The sequence below is a fragment of the Lentibacillus halophilus genome, assembly GCF_055395055.1.
Genome location: NZ_AP043750.1, coordinates 2,814,948 through 2,837,511, shown reverse-complemented (window position 1 = coordinate 2,837,511; position 22,564 = coordinate 2,814,948). Strand labels below are relative to the sequence as shown.

General features: G+C 42.4%; 25 protein-coding genes. 17 read left to right on the top strand and 8 right to left on the bottom strand.

Features of this window, described 5'->3' with window-relative positions:
• The first annotated feature begins 150 nt into the window (after positions 1-150).
• From ACZ5Q7_RS13990 to ACZ5Q7_RS13980, 3 genes are all read left to right on the top strand, one after another.
• Positions 151-1,437 (top strand): IS110 family RNA-guided transposase, encoded by a 1,287-nt coding sequence (locus ACZ5Q7_RS13990; protein WP_464432921.1) that lies wholly within the window; start codon positions 151-153, stop codon positions 1,435-1,437.
• 407 nt (positions 1,438-1,844) lie between these two features.
• On the top strand, positions 1,845-2,360 hold the full coding sequence (locus tag ACZ5Q7_RS13985; protein WP_343750800.1) for a hypothetical protein: 516 nt from the start codon (positions 1,845-1,847) through the stop codon (positions 2,358-2,360).
• A 104-nt stretch (positions 2,361-2,464) separates the two neighbouring features.
• On the top strand, positions 2,465-2,866 hold the full coding sequence (locus ACZ5Q7_RS13980) for a hypothetical protein (protein WP_343750799.1): 402 nt from the start codon (positions 2,465-2,467) through the stop codon (positions 2,864-2,866).
• Between the two features lie 138 nt (positions 2,867-3,004).
• Here the strand turns inward: ACZ5Q7_RS13980 and ACZ5Q7_RS13975 are convergent, their stop codons facing one another.
• Positions 3,005-3,736, bottom strand: coding sequence for a DUF3888 domain-containing protein (locus tag ACZ5Q7_RS13975; RefSeq protein WP_343750798.1), 732 nt, complete (start codon positions 3,734-3,736; stop codon positions 3,005-3,007).
• An 851-nt stretch (positions 3,737-4,587) separates the two neighbouring features.
• Here ACZ5Q7_RS13975 and ACZ5Q7_RS13970 point away from each other — a divergent pair.
• The 6 genes from ACZ5Q7_RS13970 to ACZ5Q7_RS13945 all read left to right on the top strand — a co-directional run bounded on the left by ACZ5Q7_RS13970 (position 4,588) and on the right by ACZ5Q7_RS13945 (position 7,865).
• Positions 4,588-5,049, top strand: a complete 462-nt coding sequence (locus ACZ5Q7_RS13970) for an immunoglobulin-like domain-containing protein (protein ID WP_343750797.1) — start codon at positions 4,588-4,590, stop codon at positions 5,047-5,049.
• Positions 5,050-5,170: 121 nt separating this feature from the next.
• On the top strand, positions 5,171-5,365 hold the full coding sequence (locus ACZ5Q7_RS13965) for a DUF4083 family protein (RefSeq protein WP_425542329.1): 195 nt from the start codon (positions 5,171-5,173) through the stop codon (positions 5,363-5,365).
• A gap of 99 nt (positions 5,366-5,464) precedes the next feature.
• A complete protein-coding gene (locus ACZ5Q7_RS13960; protein ID WP_343750795.1) occupies positions 5,465-5,665 on the top strand; it encodes a hypothetical protein in 201 nt (66 codons plus the stop codon).
• Positions 5,666-6,404: 739 nt separating this feature from the next.
• Positions 6,405-6,644, top strand: a complete 240-nt coding sequence (locus ACZ5Q7_RS13955) for a phosphatase (RefSeq protein WP_343750794.1) — start codon at positions 6,405-6,407, stop codon at positions 6,642-6,644.
• 154 nt (positions 6,645-6,798) lie between these two features.
• Positions 6,799-7,176, top strand: coding sequence for a DUF3221 domain-containing protein (locus ACZ5Q7_RS13950; protein WP_343750792.1), 378 nt, complete (start codon positions 6,799-6,801; stop codon positions 7,174-7,176).
• 464 nt (positions 7,177-7,640) lie between these two features.
• Positions 7,641-7,865, top strand: a complete 225-nt coding sequence (locus tag ACZ5Q7_RS13945) for a hypothetical protein (RefSeq protein WP_343750791.1) — start codon at positions 7,641-7,643, stop codon at positions 7,863-7,865.
• Positions 7,866-8,039: 174 nt separating this feature from the next.
• Here ACZ5Q7_RS13945 and ACZ5Q7_RS13940 read toward each other — a convergent pair whose 3' ends face one another.
• From ACZ5Q7_RS13940 to ACZ5Q7_RS13915, 6 genes are all read right to left on the bottom strand, one after another.
• Positions 8,040-8,453 carry a Fur family transcriptional regulator gene (locus ACZ5Q7_RS13940; protein ID WP_343750789.1) on the bottom strand — a complete coding sequence of 138 codons (414 nt, stop codon included), beginning with the start codon at positions 8,451-8,453 and terminating at the stop codon, positions 8,040-8,042.
• Positions 8,440-9,294 carry a metal ABC transporter permease gene (locus ACZ5Q7_RS13935; protein ID WP_343750788.1) on the bottom strand — a complete coding sequence of 285 codons (855 nt, stop codon included), beginning with the start codon at positions 9,292-9,294 and terminating at the stop codon, positions 8,440-8,442. Before ACZ5Q7_RS13935 ends, ACZ5Q7_RS13940 begins: the two co-directional genes overlap by 14 nt.
• A gap of 87 nt (positions 9,295-9,381) precedes the next feature.
• On the bottom strand, positions 9,382-10,065 hold the full coding sequence (locus ACZ5Q7_RS13930) for a metal ABC transporter ATP-binding protein (protein WP_343750787.1): 684 nt from the start codon (positions 10,063-10,065) through the stop codon (positions 9,382-9,384).
• 12 nt (positions 10,066-10,077) lie between these two features.
• Positions 10,078-10,989, bottom strand: coding sequence for a metal ABC transporter solute-binding protein, Zn/Mn family (locus tag ACZ5Q7_RS13925; RefSeq protein ID WP_343750785.1), 912 nt, complete (start codon positions 10,987-10,989; stop codon positions 10,078-10,080).
• A gap of 98 nt (positions 10,990-11,087) precedes the next feature.
• Positions 11,088-12,554 carry a transposase gene (locus ACZ5Q7_RS13920; protein WP_464432814.1) on the bottom strand — a complete coding sequence of 489 codons (1,467 nt, stop codon included), beginning with the start codon at positions 12,552-12,554 and terminating at the stop codon, positions 11,088-11,090.
• A gap of 159 nt (positions 12,555-12,713) precedes the next feature.
• A complete protein-coding gene (locus tag ACZ5Q7_RS13915) occupies positions 12,714-13,568 on the bottom strand; it encodes a YitT family protein (RefSeq protein ID WP_343754278.1) in 855 nt (284 codons plus the stop codon).
• 258 nt (positions 13,569-13,826) lie between these two features.
• Between ACZ5Q7_RS13915 and ACZ5Q7_RS13910 the strand changes: the two genes are divergently transcribed.
• From ACZ5Q7_RS13910 to ACZ5Q7_RS13900, 3 genes are all read left to right on the top strand, one after another.
• On the top strand, positions 13,827-16,226 hold the full coding sequence (locus ACZ5Q7_RS13910; RefSeq protein WP_343754314.1) for a 3-hydroxyacyl-CoA dehydrogenase/enoyl-CoA hydratase family protein: 2,400 nt from the start codon (positions 13,827-13,829) through the stop codon (positions 16,224-16,226).
• A gap of 21 nt (positions 16,227-16,247) precedes the next feature.
• Positions 16,248-17,423, top strand: a complete 1,176-nt coding sequence (locus tag ACZ5Q7_RS13905; protein ID WP_343754280.1) for an acetyl-CoA C-acetyltransferase — start codon at positions 16,248-16,250, stop codon at positions 17,421-17,423.
• A 118-nt stretch (positions 17,424-17,541) separates the two neighbouring features.
• Complete coding sequence (locus ACZ5Q7_RS13900) at positions 17,542-19,326, top strand: acyl-CoA dehydrogenase family protein (protein WP_343754282.1); 1,785 nt, start codon at positions 17,542-17,544, stop codon at positions 19,324-19,326.
• 1 nt (position 19,327) lies between these two features.
• Here ACZ5Q7_RS13900 and ACZ5Q7_RS13895 read toward each other — a convergent pair whose 3' ends face one another.
• Complete coding sequence (locus ACZ5Q7_RS13895; RefSeq protein ID WP_464432918.1) at positions 19,328-19,603, bottom strand: hypothetical protein; 276 nt, start codon at positions 19,601-19,603, stop codon at positions 19,328-19,330.
• Positions 19,604-19,720: 117 nt separating this feature from the next.
• On the opposite strand from ACZ5Q7_RS13895, the gene gcvH reads away from it, so the two are divergent.
• The 5 genes from gcvH to ACZ5Q7_RS13870 all read left to right on the top strand — a co-directional run bounded on the left by gcvH (position 19,721) and on the right by ACZ5Q7_RS13870 (position 22,482).
• Positions 19,721-20,104 (top strand): glycine cleavage system protein GcvH, encoded by a 384-nt coding sequence (gcvH, locus tag ACZ5Q7_RS13890; protein WP_343754286.1) that lies wholly within the window; start codon positions 19,721-19,723, stop codon positions 20,102-20,104.
• Positions 20,105-20,245: 141 nt separating this feature from the next.
• Positions 20,246-20,602, top strand: coding sequence for a toprim domain-containing protein (locus ACZ5Q7_RS13885; protein WP_343754288.1), 357 nt, complete (start codon positions 20,246-20,248; stop codon positions 20,600-20,602).
• A gap of 19 nt (positions 20,603-20,621) precedes the next feature.
• Positions 20,622-20,930, top strand: coding sequence for a thioredoxin family protein (locus ACZ5Q7_RS13880; protein WP_343754316.1), 309 nt, complete (start codon positions 20,622-20,624; stop codon positions 20,928-20,930).
• Between the two features lie 345 nt (positions 20,931-21,275).
• A complete protein-coding gene (locus ACZ5Q7_RS13875; RefSeq protein WP_464432916.1) occupies positions 21,276-21,416 on the top strand; it encodes a hypothetical protein in 141 nt (46 codons plus the stop codon).
• A gap of 133 nt (positions 21,417-21,549) precedes the next feature.
• Complete coding sequence (locus tag ACZ5Q7_RS13870; RefSeq protein ID WP_343754292.1) at positions 21,550-22,482, top strand: fumarylacetoacetate hydrolase family protein; 933 nt, start codon at positions 21,550-21,552, stop codon at positions 22,480-22,482.
• Positions 22,483-22,564: the final 82 nt, after the last annotated feature.

The following is a 22,564-nucleotide window of genomic DNA, read 5'->3' as shown; positions in this document are numbered from 1 at the left end:
AATTAAAATTTCAGTTAGGAGCATTCCTGTAATGAAAAAATTTGATGTGAAATCGACGAAAACGCCAAATGCATAAAAAAGTCCCCCTTGGTACGATGGAGAGTGTCATTGCAATGACCTCGAATTTAGTACCGAAGGAGGACTTCTACCATGGATTCTACACAAAATCATCGCTTAGCGCAAATCAATGACCAAACATTAATTATCGGGATTGATATAGCCAAACGCAAACATGTGGCTCGAGCGATAGATGATCGGGGCCGAGACCTCGTTAAACGGTTGGTATTTACCAATTCGCAGCAGGGTTTTTCAAACCTTATTGAATGGGCTGATAACTTGTCCAGTGACCACAAGCGCCCCAACATTATCATTGGAATGGAACCAACCGGTCACTACTGGCTGAATCTAGCCTATTACTTGAAAGACCGGGGTATTCAAGTGGTTGTCGTCAATCCGATGAAGGTTAAACGGTCCAAGGAAATGGATGACGATTCACCAACGAAAAATGACACCAAAGATGCCAAAGTTATTGCTCAGATCATACGTGATGGCCGTTATCATGAACCGACCTTACCGGAGGATGTGTACGCTGAATTGCGTGAAGGCATGAAACTCTATGACATGATCCAAGAGGATATGTCCTCGGTCAAAGCCCAAATGCATAATGCGTTAGACCGATACTTTCCAGAGTTTCTCGATGTCTTTAAAGACTGGACTGGAAAGGCTGCCCTCCATCTATTGGAACGAGGCTATTTACCGGAAGATATCCGTAAAGCTTCGGAAGAAGATTTGCTTCTTGAAGTCAAGAAGGCCGCCAAACGCGGTGTGGGCATCAAACGCATTCAGGATTTGAAACAGGCGGCTGAAGGCAGCATTGGCCTCACAGTGGGATTACAAATGGCACGTCAGGAAATGCGTTATTTGATTGATCAGTATAAAGCTCTTGAAGCACGTCTTATAGCTCTTGAAGCACAACTGGAAGACCTTGTTCGTCACATCCCTGGAGCTGATCAGATGATAGCCATTAAAGGTGTCAGTGCCATAACAGTCGCCGGTTTCTTCGCCGAAGTTGGTGATTTATCGAATTATCGGGATCCACGCCAAATCATTAAATTAGCGGGACTCAATCTAAAGATGAATCAATCAGGGATGTTCAAAGGCCAAACAACCATAACTAAACGAGGACGCAAACGATTGCGAAGCTTACTCTATCTAGTGGCACGCCCATTATCCCTGCACAATGAAGGATTCAAGCAACTATACCGTTATTATCGTTATCGATCCGATAATCCGTTAACAGGAAAACAATCATTTATCGCGTTAAGCCGAAAACTCATCAAAATCTTTTATGTATTAGGGACACGAAAGTGTACGTTCCAAGAAGAACGCATGATTCGTGACATCCCCATGATGTCGACGTTACAGGACGTTGCTTAAGAAGGCACACAGCTATCGTTCTGAACCATCTTTTAACAATTGAAGCACGGATTAGCCGGTCGATATTCCATCCGTTAGGGCATAGACCCACCTTAGGAGCATTTCCGGCATCCACCATGGTCAGGTTGAACGAAGGAATTTGCGCGCATAGACGCCGAGAGACATGGGAGGGTCCACCGCCATGAAAACGTGGAGATCCAAGGTGCGATCATAAGATTAGTTATCCATTTAATGGAAATTACCCTGTTAGAGCGTACTCGGCATAACTTACTGATTCCATATATATCCTTAATTGTAATATAAAGGATACACGACCATTGTGAGCTTCAATAAATCAAAAGAAATCGGGAGAAAAACGAAGGAATTCCAAGAAAACATTAATTTATTGAGGGAGGGAGGTTGTGATTTTGTCTGAAATTATAGCAATAAACGGGGTATGGGGTGCACTTCTATTCTTAGGTGTACTCTTAATCCACCAAGGGGTCATTTTAGCGATTGACAAAAATAAAACAGTAGACATTATAAGTCCAGGAAAGTTTTACAGAAACTCGCTCGCGAATAAGGAACGTAGAAAGCGTGTGTTTTTAGAACTTATAGTTATCGGTCCGATAGCTTTGTGCATGCTGTATTTTCTGAGAACTGGAGAAAACATTGTTTATCAGGCTTATATCTTTATAGCTAATTTTTCTATAGGGTTTTTCCTTAACTCAGCAGTGGCTATGTTTATTGCTGCATTCATGTTAAGTAAAAAGGATATAGGTTATAGGATTCTTGTTAAAAGAACAAGCATCACATTAATGACTATAGGGATCATCTATTTGGTTATTTACTTTTTTGCTGCTTCCACACTTTTTATTTTGTGGAGTGGAGTATCGACTCTAGGTTTCGGTCTGGCTAACCTGCTGATTAAAGAAGAGAAATAGGATAATATAGAAAAACAATTACAGGATGTACAAATTCAAATTCGGGCCATTTTGTTACATAAAAAGAAAGTTTGTTATCCTTTTGAACAGGGGAGAATTGCTTAATGAAACGATTATTAACAATCAGTTTTTTATTTTTGATTATGTTTATGGTTGTAGCGTGCTCCAATGAAAAGAATGATTCAAATATTCCGAACGGATATGCTGATTTGATTTCTGATAATGAGGATTTTTATAGTTTATTGATTGTTAAAAAGGCTGAAGACGGCGGATTCCGCAATCCTGACTTTTTACAAAAACAAGACTGGGGAAAAGCTGTACAATCAATTCATTATGAAAGACTTAAGGAAATTAAAGAAGAGCGACAGGAATTAGAGATTGACTCAGCGCCTTATTTTATATTTTTTGATACAGACAGCATTGTATATCAAACGGGAAATCCGAAAAAAGCCGAGGAGTTCCTAGTGAACGCTATAAATAAACACAGTGATAAACAAGAAGGGTGAACCCACATACGTATATTTTAAAATGGAATAACGCCAATATCGTATATAAGAGCAAGATTGTATAATAAGGGAAGAAATTATTAGTGAAGGGGAAGGTTGAAGGGCAATATGGAGCTGAGCAGAGATTAGCTCAGCTTGTTACATATACCAGATAAGTTCTTCGGGCATTTTTTCACCCTGTTTAGATTCCTTGTTTATGATTTTCCATGTATCATCTTCTTTTTGTATGGTATAGACAACATTAGTGCCATCAGATTTTTTAAAGAGAACATAACCTTTATCATTCTTTAAAAAAGTTACAGGGTCGATAACATTTTTGTACGGTGGATTTATTTTGGGGTTTAAAATATTCTTAGTAATGTTTGTTATGGTATTTCTGAGACCCTTCGGCACCTCCGTTGAATTGTACACTTTGTAACTTTTCAAATTCAAACCAAAAGATTGTCTAATGTCGGAGAGAGCTTTTTGGTAAAACTCTTTTATCGCTTTTGCTTTTTCATCCTCATCAACTTTGAAATTCACAATTTTTATATCATTCAGGCTTACATCTAATGTAGTTGTAACTTCAAAATGTGGTGGACTATGTGCATGTTCAAAGGTATGGAGTCGTATTTTTAAAAGAAATGAATTGACATTGTTTTTCTTTTGGACATTAAGAATGTCAGCTTGGTATAATCCGAAATTCATACTTAGTGGAGCGTAATACTGTGTTTGCTTTTTATAATCGGCAATAGCTTTTTCTATATATGGATAAAGTGCTGTTTTTAATCCATTCTTAGTTAATTCATCTTCAGCTTTATTTTCATTTGCTACTGCTGAAAAAGGAGATATGAACAGTAGTACAGATAGAATAATCAAGACTTTTTTCATAAACTCACACCTTTCCTTTTGGAGTTTATTGTTAATCAAAATCTAAAGAAATATTCTCAATGCGATCGTGCGTGGTTATTGAATAAATAAGTATCTATAACATTGAAAAAGAACAGAATTTAGGCTTTGTGCTTAATATTCATTTTAATATCGATATTTTGATACACAAAAAAGATTTTATGCATAGTGCGTAGCGGTGTGTCCGATAACGAAGCATAAAAAGGGTTACCCTTTTGAAGTTGATCTCCCAGAGGGATTGGAATTTCATCAATTAAGGATAAAGTACCTGAAGAAGTTCTGGAATCCTGTATCAACTGAGTTGCATATCACTTGTTTATGGCTAATAACAACCAAAATAAATAATCCCTCATGTGGTTTTAGCAGGCCATTGAGGGATTACGTAGTATTCCTTAGTGTGCGCCGCCCCTCTTGATGGGGTACGGTCTATTCATGACCGTCCATACTTGGATGTGGGCGGTCATTTGTTATTATATGACTTCCTACTTATATTATACCCAATTTTACGGTAAAAGAAAACAAAAAACACTACGATTTATTAGCCGGATTGTTTTGTCTTTTAGTATTGGAAAAATGAGGTTAATTTACATTACGATTTAGCCTTTCAAAACATATACAGATTTATCACCATGTTTTCAAATGAAATTGTGTTATATTTGTGACATGCAAAGATGACTATAAATAAGGTATTTAAATAGTGTACCTTTTGAGACATAACGATGATGCTAGTAAAACTCTATTCCAGAATAGGGTCAGTTAATTGAATAATTTCTGAAACTTATAATGGAAATGCATCGTCAAATATTTAAAGGTCTGTGAAGGGGGTATCGGTGGTGAGAAAGTCCTTATACGTTACTATTGTCATTTTCATCATGGGAATTTTGCTGTTAGGTTGCAGTAATTATGATATTAAACGAATAGACAAAGTTAGTCATTACAATCAAATTGAACATCATGTTATAGAAAAGGACAAAGGAATAAACTTGACTGTGGAAGCATCTTATAAAAATGGTCAGATGACAATAGTGTTGGATAACAATGGATTGAAGAAATTACATTTTGGTACAGGCTATGTCTTGGAAAAACAAAAAAATGATAAATGGTATCAAACAAAATACACATATAACAAAGCTTTTAATGATATAGGAATTAAACTAAAATCTGGTAAAAAACATACGCAAAAGGCGGAATTGAAAATGCCTGATGGTCATTATCGAGTTATAAAGCAATTGTCTTCGTCTTCTCATGGGTCTTACGATATCGTAATTGGCGATACATTTACTGTTAGTGAATAATCTTGCTTATACTAACATTCCTAAAGAACTTCCAGAGAAACTCATCCAGAAAAGGGCGCTTATCTGAAACAAAAGTGTTAAACTATTGGGCCATTTAGTTGCATAAAGGCGGTGAATTAAGATGATGGAGACAATTTATATAATCATTGTAACTGGTTTAATAGCACTGTTTTTTGTTTCTCTTTTCTTGTATATCAACAGGTCATCACGTAATTCATCAGTAAGAAAAAATGAGACAGTAAATAACGGTGAAAAACTTAATAAAATTATAGAGCAAAACGAAAAAATTATTTCCTTGTTAGAAAAGAATCAGTAGTTATAACTTAAACAATCGGGGTCAGTTGTGGAACAAATACTGTGCCTGATTCGGGCCAGATTTTTACTAACACATAATTTTAAGAAAGGTGTTAGTAGGATGGGATTTTGGTACTTTCTATTACTTTTTATAGGTATTATTTTTATTATTGTTGGTCTCATCAATAAGGAAGTATCTGCGGCTGTTAAAGTCGTTATATTGCTATTTATTTTTGGCGTTTTATTTATTCTTATTTCAGTGTTTATGTTTCTTCCTGGTAGTGATGAAATTGTTGCAGAACTGCTGAAATTAGATTGGTGATTTTTAATTTTTTAAAGCAATGGGGCGCAATTGTCTAACAACTTTATTCCATCATCGGGCCATTTAATTGAATAAGAAGGAAATGAAATTTTCTATGGGGGAATTGTTTGAAAAGCCTAATTGAATTCAGTTTCAGTTTTATTTTAATTTTAGGTTGGTTTATATTGATAGCAGGAATTATTGGTTTTATAGCATCACTAATTGCGATGGGAATGTACATAATAGTTCCTTCTTCCGCAATAATAATTGGTTTGCTATGTATATGGATATACAAGATTTATAGAGACAAGTTATTTAACAAATTTGTGCGTTAACCTAAGAACTTTGATATGATTATTCCAAAATTGGGCCAATTTGTTGAAGAACAATTATTAATGTTACGGACTAGAGATGAGGATTAAAATGTTTCTGTACTGGTATGTTGCCTTATGGTTATGGGTTTTGTTAGGTTTGTCAATTTTATTTGCAGGTTTTGCTTTAAAGAAGAAGTCGAGGAAAATAATGATTATATCTGTGTTTTGCTCAATTCCTAATACAGTTTTTGTCTTATTTGTTGAATTAGAAAAGGTAATGTATCTATTGTTGGTCTGGTTTATTATGCAATTAGTATTATTGTACTTTCTTAATAAAAGGCGTCGTCCTTTTATTAAAGAATAGGGCGCGATTGTCTAACAAATGTATGCAGGAATTGGACCATTATGCGGAATAAGATTATTGGAAAGCTAGGGGGAATAATCAAATGAAAAAAACAAATATTGGTTTAATCCTTTTATTATCGAGTGCAATCATTTATGGTTCAACCTTAATATCAGCTTCTGTTTATTCCAAGGTTTTACTCAACGGAAGCGTGGGATGGGATTCAAGGTATGGTATATTTGGTACTGCTATAAGAGAAGTCGGGAGCTTATCATTAATCATATCAGTTTTGTTGGGAATAGCGGGCATAGTTTTGATTGTGATGTCACTTAGAAATAAGTAAACAAATTGAAGTTACCACACTATTTAAGAAAAGGGCGCATATCAGGAACAAAGAAATGCGCCCATTACTGCTTGATCGAGCCATTTTGTTGAATAGGCTTGAAACGAATAAAAGCCTCTGTACGTCTTATATGATAAACAGGGAGGTTGAATCATTGAAACGAGTTCTTATATTCGCTATTCCTTTGTTAGTCAGTTTGTCATTATTCGGATGTGGCACTGATACGGATTCGAAGCCGGATGTAGAAGGCTATGTACTTAAAACAGATGAAGACAGGATATTGGTTGCGGAGGATATTTCATCAGAGAAGTTTGAAGAAATTAAAAATAAGACAGTCTCAGAGTTCCGAGAACAACATAATACAAGTCAAGGTGACAAACTAACTGAGCTTATGTATGTAGATTATGATGATGCAGGAAAATTTGAAAAAGGCGATGAAGTGGAAGTTTGGCTCAGGAAAAATTCTTCTGTTTCGGACACTTATCCTGCTCAGACTGATTCCGAAGCTGAAAAAATTTCAGTAAAAAAATAATTCTTACGCAATCAGGCGCTTTCCTTGAACAAAACGATAAACGATCGTGTTAAAAAAGCTTGGAAATCCAATATTTTTTTGTGAAATGTATGCCAACCGCTGAAAAAAATGACTCGCGGCTAGCGTTCCAATGAACGACCTTTAATGTGACTATTCATTTGAAGGTCATTTTTTATTGTTATCTATATATGCTCATCATACCTGGTTATGACGCTTTGCCACATCCAGCGGTCCAGGACGGTTGTTTTGTTTAAACATGAAAATTTATTTGATTTTACGGACAATTATGAAGGTCATTATATGTTATTATAAAATGGAATGACACAAGGCAGATTCCGCTTTCGAAAAGATCAGAATAGCTAAAGCATATTGCTTATTAAAGCAAACGGGCGCTTATCTGGAATAAGGCTATCCCTCGTTCTTGCGGAAAAAGGCGAGATTGCTAAATTAAGGGGGTGGGCAAATTGAAAGAATTTTTAGGTGTATTCATTTCCTGTATTATTATTTGTTGGATTATAACATTTTTCTTTGCTGCCTATTTATCTGAACATATTTACATTTTAGCAGCTGTATTCGCATTCTTTTTGGCAGTATTCATTACTATTTTAATAAAACAAGAATCCCGATTAGAAGAAGTAGAAAGGAAACTGGAAAATATTTTAACTAATCAACAGGATTCTGAAGAATAATTGATTGTCATCAAACGCGCGGTTTTGGAAGAAGACGGTATAAAGAATCAGAACCCCCATAATTTGGGCGTTCTATATTTTTTCTATATTTTTCAACATTAATCGTTAACATAGCCTTGTGCAAAGAGAAAGTAATGTTCCACCAGGATGAGACACAAATAAGGGTGACCTTGCTCATCCTTCCTGACAGACCGGACATAATCCATATACCTCCAATTTGTGCCCCTCAATCGCATAATTTCCGAGTGATTGCCTAATTTCGTCCATTGGGCAGATGTCCAACGTCTTAGTCTTCCCGCAATCTTTGCAGATGAAATGATGATGGTGGCGATGCGAACAGCTGAAGCGAAAATGTTTTTCTCCATTTAGTTCGGTTGCTTCCAGTACACCGACGTCATGAAACAAATGCAGATTCCGGTAGACCGTGTCATAACTGATGCCTGCATACGTTGGTTCCATATAACCGATCAGATCTTTCGCGGTCCGGTAGCCGTCTGCTTCCGCAAAAAAAGCGAGCATGTCCTTCCGTTTGGCAGTTGTTTTATACCCGTGTGATTTTAATTGTTGAAGGGCATCATTCAGTTTCATATATCATTCCCCCTGTCCGGTATGAAAAACGTCGCTTTCCGATGGCTGCAAGCAGAATAACAATTGATGTCAATACAATCGTTCCCCCTGGGGGGATACCGAAATAATAGCCTGTTATCATCCCTATAATAACAGCTGTTTCCCCAAACAAAATAGAGATGATCATCATTTGCTTGAATCCTTTCGCCAGTCGCATGGCTGCTGCCACAGGCAATGTCATCAGTGCCGATACGAGCAGCACACCGACAATGCGAATGGATGCGGCAATGACAAGCGCTGTCAGCACAATAAATAAAAAATGAATCCGTTTGGCATGAATGCCGGATACAACCGCGTGTTCTTCATCAAACGATAAGGTGACCAGCTCTTTATAAAACAGTCGAATAACTCCAATAATAAGAACAGTGATGCCAAGTATGACGTAAAAATCCTTCGCGCTCACCGCCGATACGGACCCAAACAGGTAATTAAACAGATCCGTGTTGAATCCATTAGCGAGTGAGATAAAAATGACACTCAATCCGACCCCGAAGGATAGAATAATCGGGATAGCTAATTCCTGGTACGCCGTGTATATCCCGCGCAGTTTTTCAATAAAGATGGATCCAAGCACAGAAAACCCCATCCCGCTGTACAGTGGTGCGATACCGAGTGCGGTTGTTTTGTTTACAAATAATCCGAACGCAATTCCTGCAAGCGTTACATGAGATAAGGCGTCAGCTATTAGGGAAAGGCGCCGAACGACGATAAATGTTCCCAAAAGCGGGGCGATGATACCGATTAATAGGCCGGTGTAAAAGGTGTGTCGTAGAAAGTCATATTCCAAAAAGCTTGCAAGCATCGTGTTCCCTCCTGTGTCGTCGCTCTATGTCAGGTTCCTAGTGAAATGGCTATGTTCGCTCATTCAGTCGTAGCTTGATTGTTATGTCTACGTTTCGGGTTGTCCGAGGACTGTCAGTGTTTTATTCAGATATACGACATCGGTGGCATATCGCTTAATGGTATCGGTATCGTGCGTCACGAGAAGCAACGTAATGCCATGTTTTTGATTCAGTTCACGGAGAAGGTTGTAAAATTGCTCAACATGGTCCTCGTCAACACCGACCGTTGGCTCATCCAAAATTAGCAGCTGCGGATCGCTGACGAGTGCACGAGCGATAAAAACCCGCTGTTGCTGTCCGCCGGATAATTGGCCGATATTGTCATATGCATAATCACGTATGCCAACGCGCTCCATAGCTTGGAGTATCGCCTGTTTGTGTTTGGCTTTTAAAAATGTAAAATACCCCAGCTTGGCTGTCAGTCCCATGGAGACGACTTCAAATACGGTCGCGGGAAACCCTTTGTTGAAACTGTTGGCTTTTTGAGAAACAAATCCGATGTTGCTCCAGTTTTTGAACTGCTGGATGGGCTTTCCGAACAAACGAATCGTCCCACTGTCTGGCTTTAACAGCCCAAGAATCATTTTAATGAGCGTCGTTTTGCCCCCGCCGTTTGGCCCGATGAGTCCCATGAAAGAGCCACGGGGCAATTCAAACGGAATGTCACTCAGGATGGTTTGCCGATCATAGGCGTATGTGAGATTGTCTGTGGAAACAACGGGTTCAGCCATGGTGGATGCCTCCTATTTGGTTGCCTGATCAAGTACGTTCAGATTGTGCCGCATTAACGACAAATAATTTTCACCGTTTCTAATATCAGCTTCCGTTAAAACGGAAAGGTTATGAATCATAAGGGCTTTAGCGTCGATTTCATTCTGGATAATTTCCGATACACGATCTGAATTGTTTTGCTCAAATAAAATATAGTCCATATCGGATTGTTTGGCTTGTTCAATAATGGTCACCAGTTCCTTCTGGGAGGGCTCATCGTTTGACGAAAGTCCGCTGATGGCGATTTGCTCAAGACGATAGCGTTGTTCCCAATACGTGTAGGCCGCATGGGAAACAAGCACGCGTTTATCAGTTTTGGACGCCAGTGTCTGTTGGAATGATTGATCGAGGGCAAGCAACTCATTTTTGAGTGCGTTAAAATTCTTTACGAATCGGTCTTTGTTTTCCGGCGCCATATCGATCAATCTGTCGCTGATCATGTCAGCCATGTCAATCATTCGTATGGGATCCAGCCAGATGTGTGGATTATGATTCCCGTGGGTATGTCCTTTGTGGTTTGAATGATCGCCATGAAAAAGCGATTGTTGTTTTCCTATTTCGATTAGCGTCACATCCTGTGATGCCAGAGCATCCGCGGCCGTTTCTGCAAAACCTTCCATCCCGGCACCAAGGTAAATAAAGGCGTCACTTTCTGCGATGGCAGTCATCTCACGGGCAGCCGGTTCGTATGTATGCGCATCGACGCCCGGGGGATAAATGGTTTTCGCATCGACAGCATCACCACCAATTCGTTCGACAGCAAATTGAATCGGATAAATGGACGTATATACGGTCAATTCGGTTTTATTGTCAGATGCAGAAGGTGTGCATCCTGCTGTGATGATGCCTATGATTAACAATAGAAGACTGGCAAGACGCATCATAGATCAAATTCCTCTCTTGATGATAGATACTTCATATTACCGTAATGATTACGATTTGTAAATAGGAATGATTACGATTGAGCATTATAATGTGAAGTCTAAAAGACCGGTGAAAAACTATATTTTCTATCCATCGAAGATGTAATCAAAGACACGAATTTTTCTCGGATTCCCTTAAATATAAGGGAAATAAAGTGATTGTTGTGGTTTTTTTCATTCCGTTTTTTCGTTTCAGCGCATGCTGAAACACCGGTCCCGGGTCTTTTTCCTTTGAACCGGCTTAACTTCTTTAGATTCTGAACGATGGCGGTACAGAGTGCCTGCTCCTGCATGCAGTCGAGTTCTCTGCTTCTGGCACGATCCAGCCCATGCACTGTCTTGGCTTCAGCGAAGCCATGTTCACACTGGACACGCTTGTTTTGGATGTTCTGGTATTTGCCGTCAATCTGGATTTGCTTTGCTTGATTTTTGGCCTTGACGTTATTGACCTTTTCCTGCCGTTTTCTTTGGTGCTCAGGGTTATGGGTTTTCCTCTGCCAAGTCGGGGTCTCTTCCAATTCATGGTCTCGCAAAGAAATCAAAGGAATGATGCCTTGAGAAAATAGATAGGCCAAATATGCTGGTGTGCCATAGGCCTTGTCACCCGATAACGTCCGAATATGGATCTGCGGGTGCTGAAAACGAACAGCTGCCAGCTGTTGTTGGCTTATTTCTCTTTCCGCTTTACCGGAAGCAATGCTTGCATTGGTCTTTAAAATAACGCCTGACTCAACATCTGCCAGGTTGTGCACAAGGTAACGCGGATAGGCCTCCTGTCCTTTGCTCTTTTTGTACAGACGGGCATCCGGGTCTGTCGTACTCCGGTGGGTTTGATTGGAAAACGTTTTGCCGTGAAAGTCTTCATGGCTGGCATTTTCCTGAAGCTGATCCGATTTATTATTTTCCTTTGATTTCGGAGGCCGAGGGTTTTGGTCATCATCGTCGCTGTTCGGATTACCTGATGGTCTTAAAGACGCTTCATCACGTTGCTTTTTAACTTCCAGGTAAGCTTCAATGGTTTGAACCGGGGCCAGCTCTATTTCTTCCAGACTATGAATGGACGCGTTTGCATGCACTTGTGTGCCATCCACACCGGCATGAACGTCTGGGCGAACGAGGCCGGAAGCAATGCACTGATTAACGACATGCATCATGATATCATCAAAAATACCATGGCGACGCCAAAGCGCTCTTGTTTTAACAAGTGTTGTTCGATCAGGAAGTGACGACTCAAAATCCAGGCCGCAAAACCACAGGTAGCCTGCATGCATGGGGAGCGTTTCAAACAGTTCCCGTTCCGAGTGATTAAATAGATACTCAAGTACAACCAGCCGCACGACCAATTCAGCATTCGTAGATGGCCGGCCTGTCTTTTCGGAGTAGAGAGGTTTCACCCGATCGTGGACAGCTGAAAAGTCAATAGCATCTTTCACCCTTCTCAGGATATGGTGTCCGGGAACGAGATCCTCCATATCAATATATTGAAACATGTTAGGTTGAATGTGATTTTGCTTTGGCGAATGCATAAATGAATCACCCTTTTATAAGTGTTCTATAGACTATATTCGACATAAAGCAATGAAATTCCTAGTACAATTTGACTTTTTCACCGGACTTCTAAATATATAACAAACACGAGCGTGTGTAAAAAAATCGGCGTTGTCCGCCGATTTCCGTGCTTATCATCAAAATTTCTGGCCGTGGTATTTATCCAGTGAGAATCCGCGTCCCATGACGTCTGAGGCACTGATAAACACGACAAATGCTGCTGGATCTTCATCCTGTAACCGTCGTTTCAATTCTACGGCTTCCTGCTGTTCGGTAGCACAAAAGATCATTGTTTTATCCTGGTTGGAAAAGCCGCCAACCGTCCGCACTTTTGTGACGCCGCGATCAATCTGCTGACTAATAAGGCGTTGGATATTGTCTTCTTTCTCGGTAATAATCATAACGAGTTTGGAATCGGAAGGGCGCAATTGTACGATATCGATTGTTTTGCCGGTGATAAAGATACATATGAGTGCAAACAGGGTCAGTTCCAGATTGAAGACAAAGACGGATGAAATAACGACAAACCCGTCAACAATCAACTGGGAATAGCCGCTTGACAGTCCGGTAAACTTCTTAACAATCTGGGCAATCGCTCCCGTCCCGCCGGTGGACCCGCCACCTTTGTAGACCGTTCCAAGCCCGATGCCTAGAATAATTCCACCATAAATCGTTCCTAATATAGGATTGGAAATCGTATAGGGGAACTCAGCTGTTACATAAATCATGAACGGAACCCAAACCGTGCCAACGAGTGTTTTCCAGCTAAAGTTCGATCCAAGAGCGATCCATCCAATAATGAATATAGGCAGATTAACAAAGAATTGTGTCATGGCCGGGGTTATAGAATATAATTCAAAAACTATCGTGCTGACGCCGGAAATTCCTCCCGCGGCAAGCTTGGCAGGTAACAGGAATACGTTATAGGCCAGCGCCACGAGGCTGGCACCGATGATAATTTGAGCGTATTCGGTTATCCAATGTTTTGTCATATCATCCATCCTTTCCACACGTGATTAACGGCTATTCAAATCAGCATAACCTGAGAATGCATCGCCTCATCAAACCTTTCTTATTTTAACGCAATTCACCCTCGCATGAAAGGTGATCGCCGAAAAGAATGGCTATTTTTATTGCGAAATATCTGAATATATTTTATACTGATAATCAGTTGGATCATTCGTGTGTCTGTTATTTATCACCTAAAATGAATGAGTATTCATTCAAAACAGGGTGGGGGGGAATGAATGATGAAGCAATCAATCAGAAAAGCTGCGGTATTGGGGTCCGGTGTCATGGGATCCGGCATTGCTGCTCATCTGGCCAATGTCGGTATCCCCGTTATAATGCTGGATATTGTGCCCCGTGAACTAACAGATGGAGAAAAAAAGAAAGGATTGACATTGGAAGACCGGGCTGTTCGAGATCGTTTAGCTAACGCGAGCAAAAACGCATTGTTGAAACAAAATCCATCACCGATCACGTCTAAGAAACATCTTGATTTGATCGCCACCGGCAACATAGACGATGACATCGAAAGGTTGGTAGATGTGGATTGGATCATCGAAGTGGTTGTTGAAGATCTGGATGTGAAGCAGAACGTTTATGCCACCGTTGACGCCTTTCGCAAAAAAGGCAGCATTGTGAGTTCCAATACATCCGGTATTTCCGTGGAAGCTATGGCACACGGTCGTTCGCAAGACTTTCAGACACACTTTCTGGGTACCCATTTCTTTAACCCGCCACGCTATTTAAAACTGCTGGAAGTCATCCCGACGAAATCAACCGACCCGGATGTGCTGGATTTTATGAAACGATTCGGTGAGGACGTACTCGGTAAAGGTGTTGTGGAAGCGAAAGATACACCGAATTTCATCGCAAACCGTATCGGCACATATGGACTCATGGTGACGGTGCAGAAAATGCTGAGCGGTGGCTACAGCATCGGTGAGGTCGATTCGGTCACCGGGCCAATGATTGGACGACCGAAAAGCGCCACATTCCGGACGTTGGATGTCGTGGGTCTGGATACGTTTGCCCACGTTGCCAACAATGTGCGTGAGCACGTCAGCGGGGAGGAAGCAGGCGTCTTTCACATACCTGCGTTTATGCAGCAAATGCTCGATAAAGGTTGGATGGGCGCCAAAAGCGGTCAAGGCTTCTTTCTTAAGAAAAAAGAACAGGGTGAAAGCGTCATTTATGAATTGAACCCTGAAACGATGGCATACGAGGAACGCAAAAAACTGAAAACAAATGCCACAGATAGGGCGGAACAGGAAAAAGGACCAAACCGAAAATTGAAAACGCTTGTAACGGCGAAAGAAGACCGGGCCGGTGATTTGGTATGGGCTATTTTGAAACCGACACTGCTCTACTCAGCGGAGTTGACCGGTGTCATTGCCGATGACATTGTTGCGATTGACCGGGCGATGAAATGGGGATTCGGCTGGGATATCGGTCCATTTGAAACGTGGGATGCCATCGGTGTACGTGAATCTGTTGAGCGAATGAAGCATGAAGGAGAGACGGTGCCTGATTGGGTACTCAAGATGCTGGAAAATGGCTATGAATCATTTTATCAGTCGGAAAATGGAAACGTATATGACTATAATAATGGTGATTACCAAAAGCAATATGTCAACCCGAAAGCCATTCATCTGCAGCGTTTAAAACATGAAAAAGGTGTGATTAAACAGAATGCCGGCGCCAGTTTACTAGATTTAGGCGATGGGGTCGCCGGTCTGGAGTTTCATTCTCAAGGCAACGCCATCGGTCTGGATATCATACAAATGGTGAATGATGCCCTTGAGGAAACCGATAGAAACTATGAAGGCCTTGTGATTGGCAATGAAGGGAAAAATTTCTGTGCAGGCGCGCATCTCGGTATGATGCTGATGGCAGCTCAGGATGACGATTTCGTGGAATTGGATATGGTTATCCGACAATTCCAGAACATGACGATGAATATTAAATACGCCAATAAGCCGGTTGTCACAGCGCCATTCAATATGACGGTCGGTGGCGGTGCAGAAATTTGTCTACCTGCAGCGTCCATTCAGGCGTCATCCGAGACGTATATGGGACTGGTTGAATTTGGCGTCGGTCTGGTTCCGGGCGGTGGCGGAACGAAGGAACTTTATTTGAAAGAACTCCGCCATCTCCCGGAAGGTGTCCATGTTGACCGGACCAGGGTTGCCAATGACGTATTTGAAAAAGTTGCTCTGGCGAACGTGTCCACATCGGCTGAGGAAGCCCGCGAAAATAGCTTTTTGTCCAGTCATGATGAGATTAGCGTGAATCCGGATCATTTGCTTTATGATGCGAAGCAAAAAGTGCTGGCGCTTGCAAAGACCGGTTATCAGCCACCCAAACGTGAAAAAGTGCCTGTTGTTGGTGATGCAGGTTATGCCGCGATGCTGATGGGTGCCAAATCCATGAGTTTCGGCGGTTATGCGTCGGATCATGATTTGAAAATCGCGGAAAAACTCGCCTATGTTCTCTCCGGCGGACGGATCCGGGAAGGAACGCTGGTCGATGAACAAGTCATCCTTGATTTGGAGCGGGAAGCATTTTTAAGTTTGATTGGCGAACCACTGACCCAACAGCGGATGCAGCATATGCTTCTGAAAGGAAAGCCGTTGCGCAATTAACTTCAGGAGGGGTGAGAAATTGTGAAGGAAGCAGTCATTGTTGCAGGTGCACGAACCCCTGCAGGGAAAGCAAATAAAGGAGCATTGGCCCATACAAGGCCTGATGACCTCGCCGCTCTCACCATCAAAGAAACGCTGAAACGGGCAGGCGATTATGATGGCATCATTGATGATGTGATTATTGGCTGCGCGATGCCGGAAGCGGAGCAGGGGATGAACATGGCACGCAATATCGCCGGGCTTGCCGGGCTGTCCAAGGATGTTCCCGGCATGACAATCAACCGCTTTTGTTCATCCGGCCTGCAAAGCATCGCTTACGCTGCAGAACGGATCATGCTTGGTGCCGACGATACCATAGTGGCCGGCGGTGCTGAATCGATGAGTCTGATTCCGATGGGCGGCCATGTCATGAGACCCAATCCGACACTTGTCCAGGATGCCCCGGGTTACTATATGCAAATGGGCCATACGGCAGAAGAAGTAGCCAAACGATTCGGCATATCGCGGGAGGAACAGGACGCATTTGCTGTTCGCAGCCATCAACGCGCGGCGCAGGCTTTGCAGGATGAAACATTTAAGGACGAAATAGTGCCTGTTGAAGTGACCAAACGTGACATTGGTGCGACCCATAACGTGGAAGAAACAACATCCATGTTTGAAATGGATGAAGGGGTGCGCCCGGATACAACAAAAGAGGTCCTGGCCGATTTGAAGCCAGCTTTTGCCGCCAACGGAACTGTCACAGCAGGTAATTCGTCACAAATGAGCGATGCTGCCGGGACGGTACTCGTCATGAACCGTGATAAAGCTGCAGCTGAAGGGTTGCAACCGCTCGCTAAATTTCATTCATTTGCTGTGGCTGGTGTTGAACCGGAAATTATGGGCGTCGGTCCGGTAGAGGCAGTGCCGAAAGCGTTGACGATGGCCGGTCTGGAATTGGCTGATATCGGATTAATTGAATTAAACGAAGCATTTGCATCCCAGTCGGTCCGGGTGATTCAGGCATTGGATCTGGATCCGGATATCGTTAATGTGAATGGAGGTGCCATTGCGCTCGGTCACCCCTTGGGCATGACCGGCACCAAACTGACGCTGACACTCATTCATGAAATGAAGCGCCGCCATGTTCAATATGGCGTTGTTACCATGTGTATTGGCGGTGGCATGGGAGCTGCTGGTGTTTTCGAATTAATATGAGGCGACGTATCATTTCATTCACTGGTTGTGCACAGAGTTGACCGATGCTTACTGGGAAAACGGTTCCATTTTCCTGTCCGGTTGCACTATTTATTTTAGGGTGAAAGGAACGATGCAGATGAGTGACACACAAGAAACGATGGTTAAAGGCGGCGAGTTTTTGGTTACTGATGCGCAAGCAGATGATATAACGACACCGGAAGATTTCACAGAAGAGCACCGAATGATTGCCAAAACAACGGACGATTTTATTGATGGCGACGTGTTACCGACGTTGGACCATCTTGAAAATCATGAATTTGAATATTCCGTTGATTTACTGAAAAAAGCCGGTGAGCTTGGTTTGCTCGGAGCGGATGTCCCGGAGGAATATGGCGGCTTGAACCTTGATCAAATCAGCTCCGCCTTAATAACGGAAACATTTGCACGTGCTGGCGGTTTTTCGGTTACCCACGGCGCTCATGTTGGGATCGGATCGTTACCTATCGTATTTTTCGGCAATACTGATCAAAAACAGCGTTATTTACCAAAACTGGCAACAGGGGAGTTGCTGGCGGCGTATGCACTGACTGAGCCCAGTGCCGGATCGGATGCGCTAAATGCCAAGACGACGGCTGTATTGAACGATGCTGGAACTCATTACGTGTTGAACGGGGAAAAACAGTGGATTTCCAATTCAGCGTTCGCAGATATATTCATTGTCTATGCCAAAATTGACGGTGAGCACTTTTCGGCATTTATTGTTGAGCGTAATTTCCCTGGTGTGTCAACCGGTCCCGAGGAGAAGAAAATGGGGATTAAAAGCTCGTCGACACGTACGTTAATGTTGGACGACGTGAACGTTCCGGTCGACAATCTGCTTGGGGAAAACGGACGCGGGCATAAAATTGCTTTCAACATTTTAAATGTGGGTCGCTATAAGCTTGCCGTTGGTGGCGTCGGCAGTTCCAAACACGCGTTGGAGGTGGCGACGAAATATGTAAATGCGCGGAGACAGTTTGATACACCCATTTCCGAATTTTCGTTGACAAAAGAAAAATTGGCCACGATGGCAACAACCATTTACGCGAATGAAAGCGCTGTTTACCGGACAGCAGGGGTGTTTGATCAACGGTTGGGGTCGTTAACGAAGGAGCAGCTGAACGACGGTCGGGAAGTGGCAAACGCCATTGCGGAATACCAGATTGAGTGTTCGATGAATAAATTTTCCGCAACGGAATGTTTGGACTATGTTGTTGATGAAGCTGTTCAGCTGCATGGCGGTTATGGTTTCATGGAAGAATATAACGTGGCTCGCATGTATCGTGATTCGCGTATTAATCGGATATTTGAAGGGACCAATGAAATCAATCGGCTGCTCGTTCCCGGCTCATTAATGAAAAAAGCAACGAAAGGGGAGTTGCCCCTGCTCGATAAAGCGCAGCAGTTGCAGGAGGAGCTCATGATGCTGGTGCCGGAAGAACCCGGAGACGCCCCGCTGGAACAGGAAAAATATTTGCTGAATAACGCAAAAAAAATGGTTCTGCTCGGAGCAGGTCTCGCCGCACAGACATACGGGGAGCAGTTGGAACAGGAGCAAGAGATTCTCGTCAATCTGGCCGATATGGTTAATCATGTATATAACATGGAATCGGCTATACTGCGTACGGAAAAAGCTATGCAAAATGACGGAACTGATCAACATGGCCAAAAGCTTCTGTATACCCAAGTATACGTTCAGGAAACGTTTAATCGGATGGAAGCTGACGCAAAAGAAACGTTGATTGCGACAGAATCAGGCGACACGCTGCGCATGATGCTGTCATCATTGCGAAAACTCACGCGTCATACACCCATTGATGTGATTGCTAAAAAACGCCAAATAGCTACTAGAATTATAAATGAAGAGACATACGTTGTATAGCTTATGAGAGGAAAGGCCAGGCGACTTTAGCCTGGCTTTCCGGTTGATAAATCCCAAATCCGGTTGATAAATCCCAAATCCGGTTGATAAATCCCAAATCCGGTTGATAAATCCCAAATCCGGTTGATAAATCCCAAATCCGGTTGATAAATCCCAAATCCGGTTGATAAATCCCAAATCCGGTTGATAAATCCCAAATCCGGTTGATAAATCCCAAATCCGGTTGATAAATTCCAAATTCGGTTGATAAATTCCAAATTCGGTTGATAAATTCCAAATTCGGTTGATAAATTCCAAATCCGGTTGATAAATGTGACGAAGATACTGGAAAAATAAAGATGAACCTAGTATGCTATATGTAAACAGTGAAATGTTTAATGATGGAGGGATACGCATGGATCTGCCGAAGGACTTGTTATACACAAAAGAGCATGAATGGATTAAAAAAGAAAATGGAAATGTGCGGATTGGAATAACCAGTTTTGCGCAAGATGAGCTTGGCGACGTCGTCTTTGTTGAGCTGCCGGAAAAAGGTGAAGATATTCAAGCTGATGAACCGTTTGGCAGTGTTGAATCGGTTAAAACCGTTTCGGAACTTTATGCACCGATAACGGGTAAAGTGGTGGACATTAACGACGAGCTGGAAGACAGTCCTGAGTTCGTTAATGAATCCCCTTATGAAAAGGCTTGGATGATTGTTGTGGAGCCTGCTGATGAAGCAGATCTTGATAATTTATTATCTGCTGAACAATACGAAAAAGCAGTTACAGAAGACTGAACTGACCATAATAATGCTGGCTTGCTCATAATAAACGCAAGTCAGTTTTTTTATTTCACCCTCCACTATAACCCTCTAATCATAGGATAAGCTGGATGGGGCATACAAATAAGAAACGGTCTCTTAAGGAGTGCAATGCGAATGACACATATCCGTGAAAAAGTTATTATAGTGGAAGGATTAACAGATAAACTGCAGATAAAAAAGGTGCTGACTGACACGAATACGGACATTGTTTGCACGCATGGGACATTGGGTGTCGAAAAGATGGATGACCTTCTGGACGAGCATGATTTGGACAATCGGGACGTTTATGTCTTGGTTGATGAGGATGATTCAGGTAATCATATCCGCCGGCAGCTGGCTTGTGAACTCCCGCACGCTACCCATATCCATGTGGACAGTGAATTCCGTGAAGTAGCCGCAACGCCTGTGCGGTTGCTGGCTGAGGCCCTTGTCAGCGCCGATATGGCCGTTGATCCTATATTTTTAACTTAGGGTGATTCCATTGCAACAAATGTCAGACAACGATTTTCAAAACGACCACTATATTTTATACATTTATACACCACTTTGCGGTACGTGTGCATTGGCACGATCCATGCTTGAAAAAATTGAATCGGTTCATCAGGAACATATTTTTTATGAAATGAATGCATCCTTGCATCCCGAGTTTATGCAAGGTTATAAGGTTGAAAGTGTCCCATGTCTTCTGTTTAAACAGGATAACAAAGTGAAAGAAAAAGTGTACGCATTTCATTCCATTCCGAACATTTACAGCTATTTAATGCAATATAAACCGGATTTGTTCAGCGTTAGCGATTAAAAACACGTCCGGTGGTGCGCGTAAGCAAGTGGTTTAATGGAAACGTTCAAAATAGCGACTAAACGTTGCGCACACGGGTATTGATGACGGATTTGTATGCATCGGCTCTTTTTCGAATTTTGGGGAATCCGGCGTATGTAACAGCAAATGAGTGGTATTTTTTGCTCTGAAAAAGCTAGTCGTTGCTCACTCCTGTGAATAAAAATTATTCCGGTTTTAAGAAGCTATATTCCTTTTGCGGTTGCGTGAGCGATGTGATATCCTTAACCATGTAATTAACAGAAAGGATGGTTCACTATTAATAGTGGCATAAAGATGACCTACACTCCGGAGATGGAGAAGGCAATGCAGCAATCGCATCAAATGGGGTATGCTGAATACGAACGGAAACTGGAAAACCGCATAGCCGTTGAAAAAAGACGGCAACGGGAATACCAGCAAAGCAAAGAGCTTGTAGCTGATATTGGAAATCACATTCGTACATGATAAACAAAACAAACCGCCGGCATCTCTTGAATTGAGGTGCCGGTATTTTTTGTATTGAGCAGGATTATGGCATGTAAAAGACGAATAGTAGGAGAAGGGTCGTAGAAACGTTCATCGATTGGAGGAACATCCTGTGAAATTACTGAGTTATCAACCGAAAAGAAGCGTCGGGCCACCAAGAGTCGGCTTTATGCTAGGTGAGCAGGTTGTCGATCTGCAGCAGGCGTGGTGCTACTGGCGGCGTTCCAGACACGAAAATGAATGGGCGGCTGCTGCAGAGTCCTTTTTCCCATCGGATCCGTCCCGCTTTTACAAGGGAGGCGATGATATCATCCGTCAAGCACAGGAGGCAGCGGCTTATGCTGAAACCATTCCAGTGCAGGATATCTGTTTCGACCGTGACGATGTCCGATTGCTGACGCCGGTTCCCGAACCATCCAAAATCATTTGCATCGGCAAAAATTACGCCGATCATGCAGCGGAAATGAAAAGTGATCTACCGGACTATCCCGTCTTGTTTGCTAAATTTGCCAACAGCCTGATTGGTCCAGAAGATGCGATTGAGAAGTCATCCGAAACAAATCAATTGGACTATGAAGTGGAGCTGACCGCGGTTGTCGGTAAAGAGGCGTCTCACGTGAAGCGGGCGAACGCACGTGACTACATTGCCGGCTACACCATTGGCAATGATATATCTGCCCGTGACCTGCAAATGCGGACACCGGAGTGGCTGCAGGGAAAAACCATCGATCGCAGCACGCCAGTCGGTCCATGGGTGGTGACATCCGATGAATTGGGTGATCCAGGAAACATAATGGTACGTTCATCGGTAAACAAAGACGTACGCCAGTCGTCTTCCACGGATAAGCTCATTTTTGATGTGCCATATCTGATGGAATTTATTTCAGAACTTATCACGCTGAACCCCGGCGATTTAATTATGACCGGCACGCCCAAAGGGGTCGGTATGGGAATGGATCCACCGAAGTTTTTAAACGATGGCGATATCGTGACGATGGACATCGAGAACATCGGCACATTGGAAAACAAGGTGACAGATAAATAATACTGGTCCATGCATAGGGAACGCGTATATCCCTGTGCTTTTTTATCATGCATGAACAAACAATCCTACAGACAAATGTGGG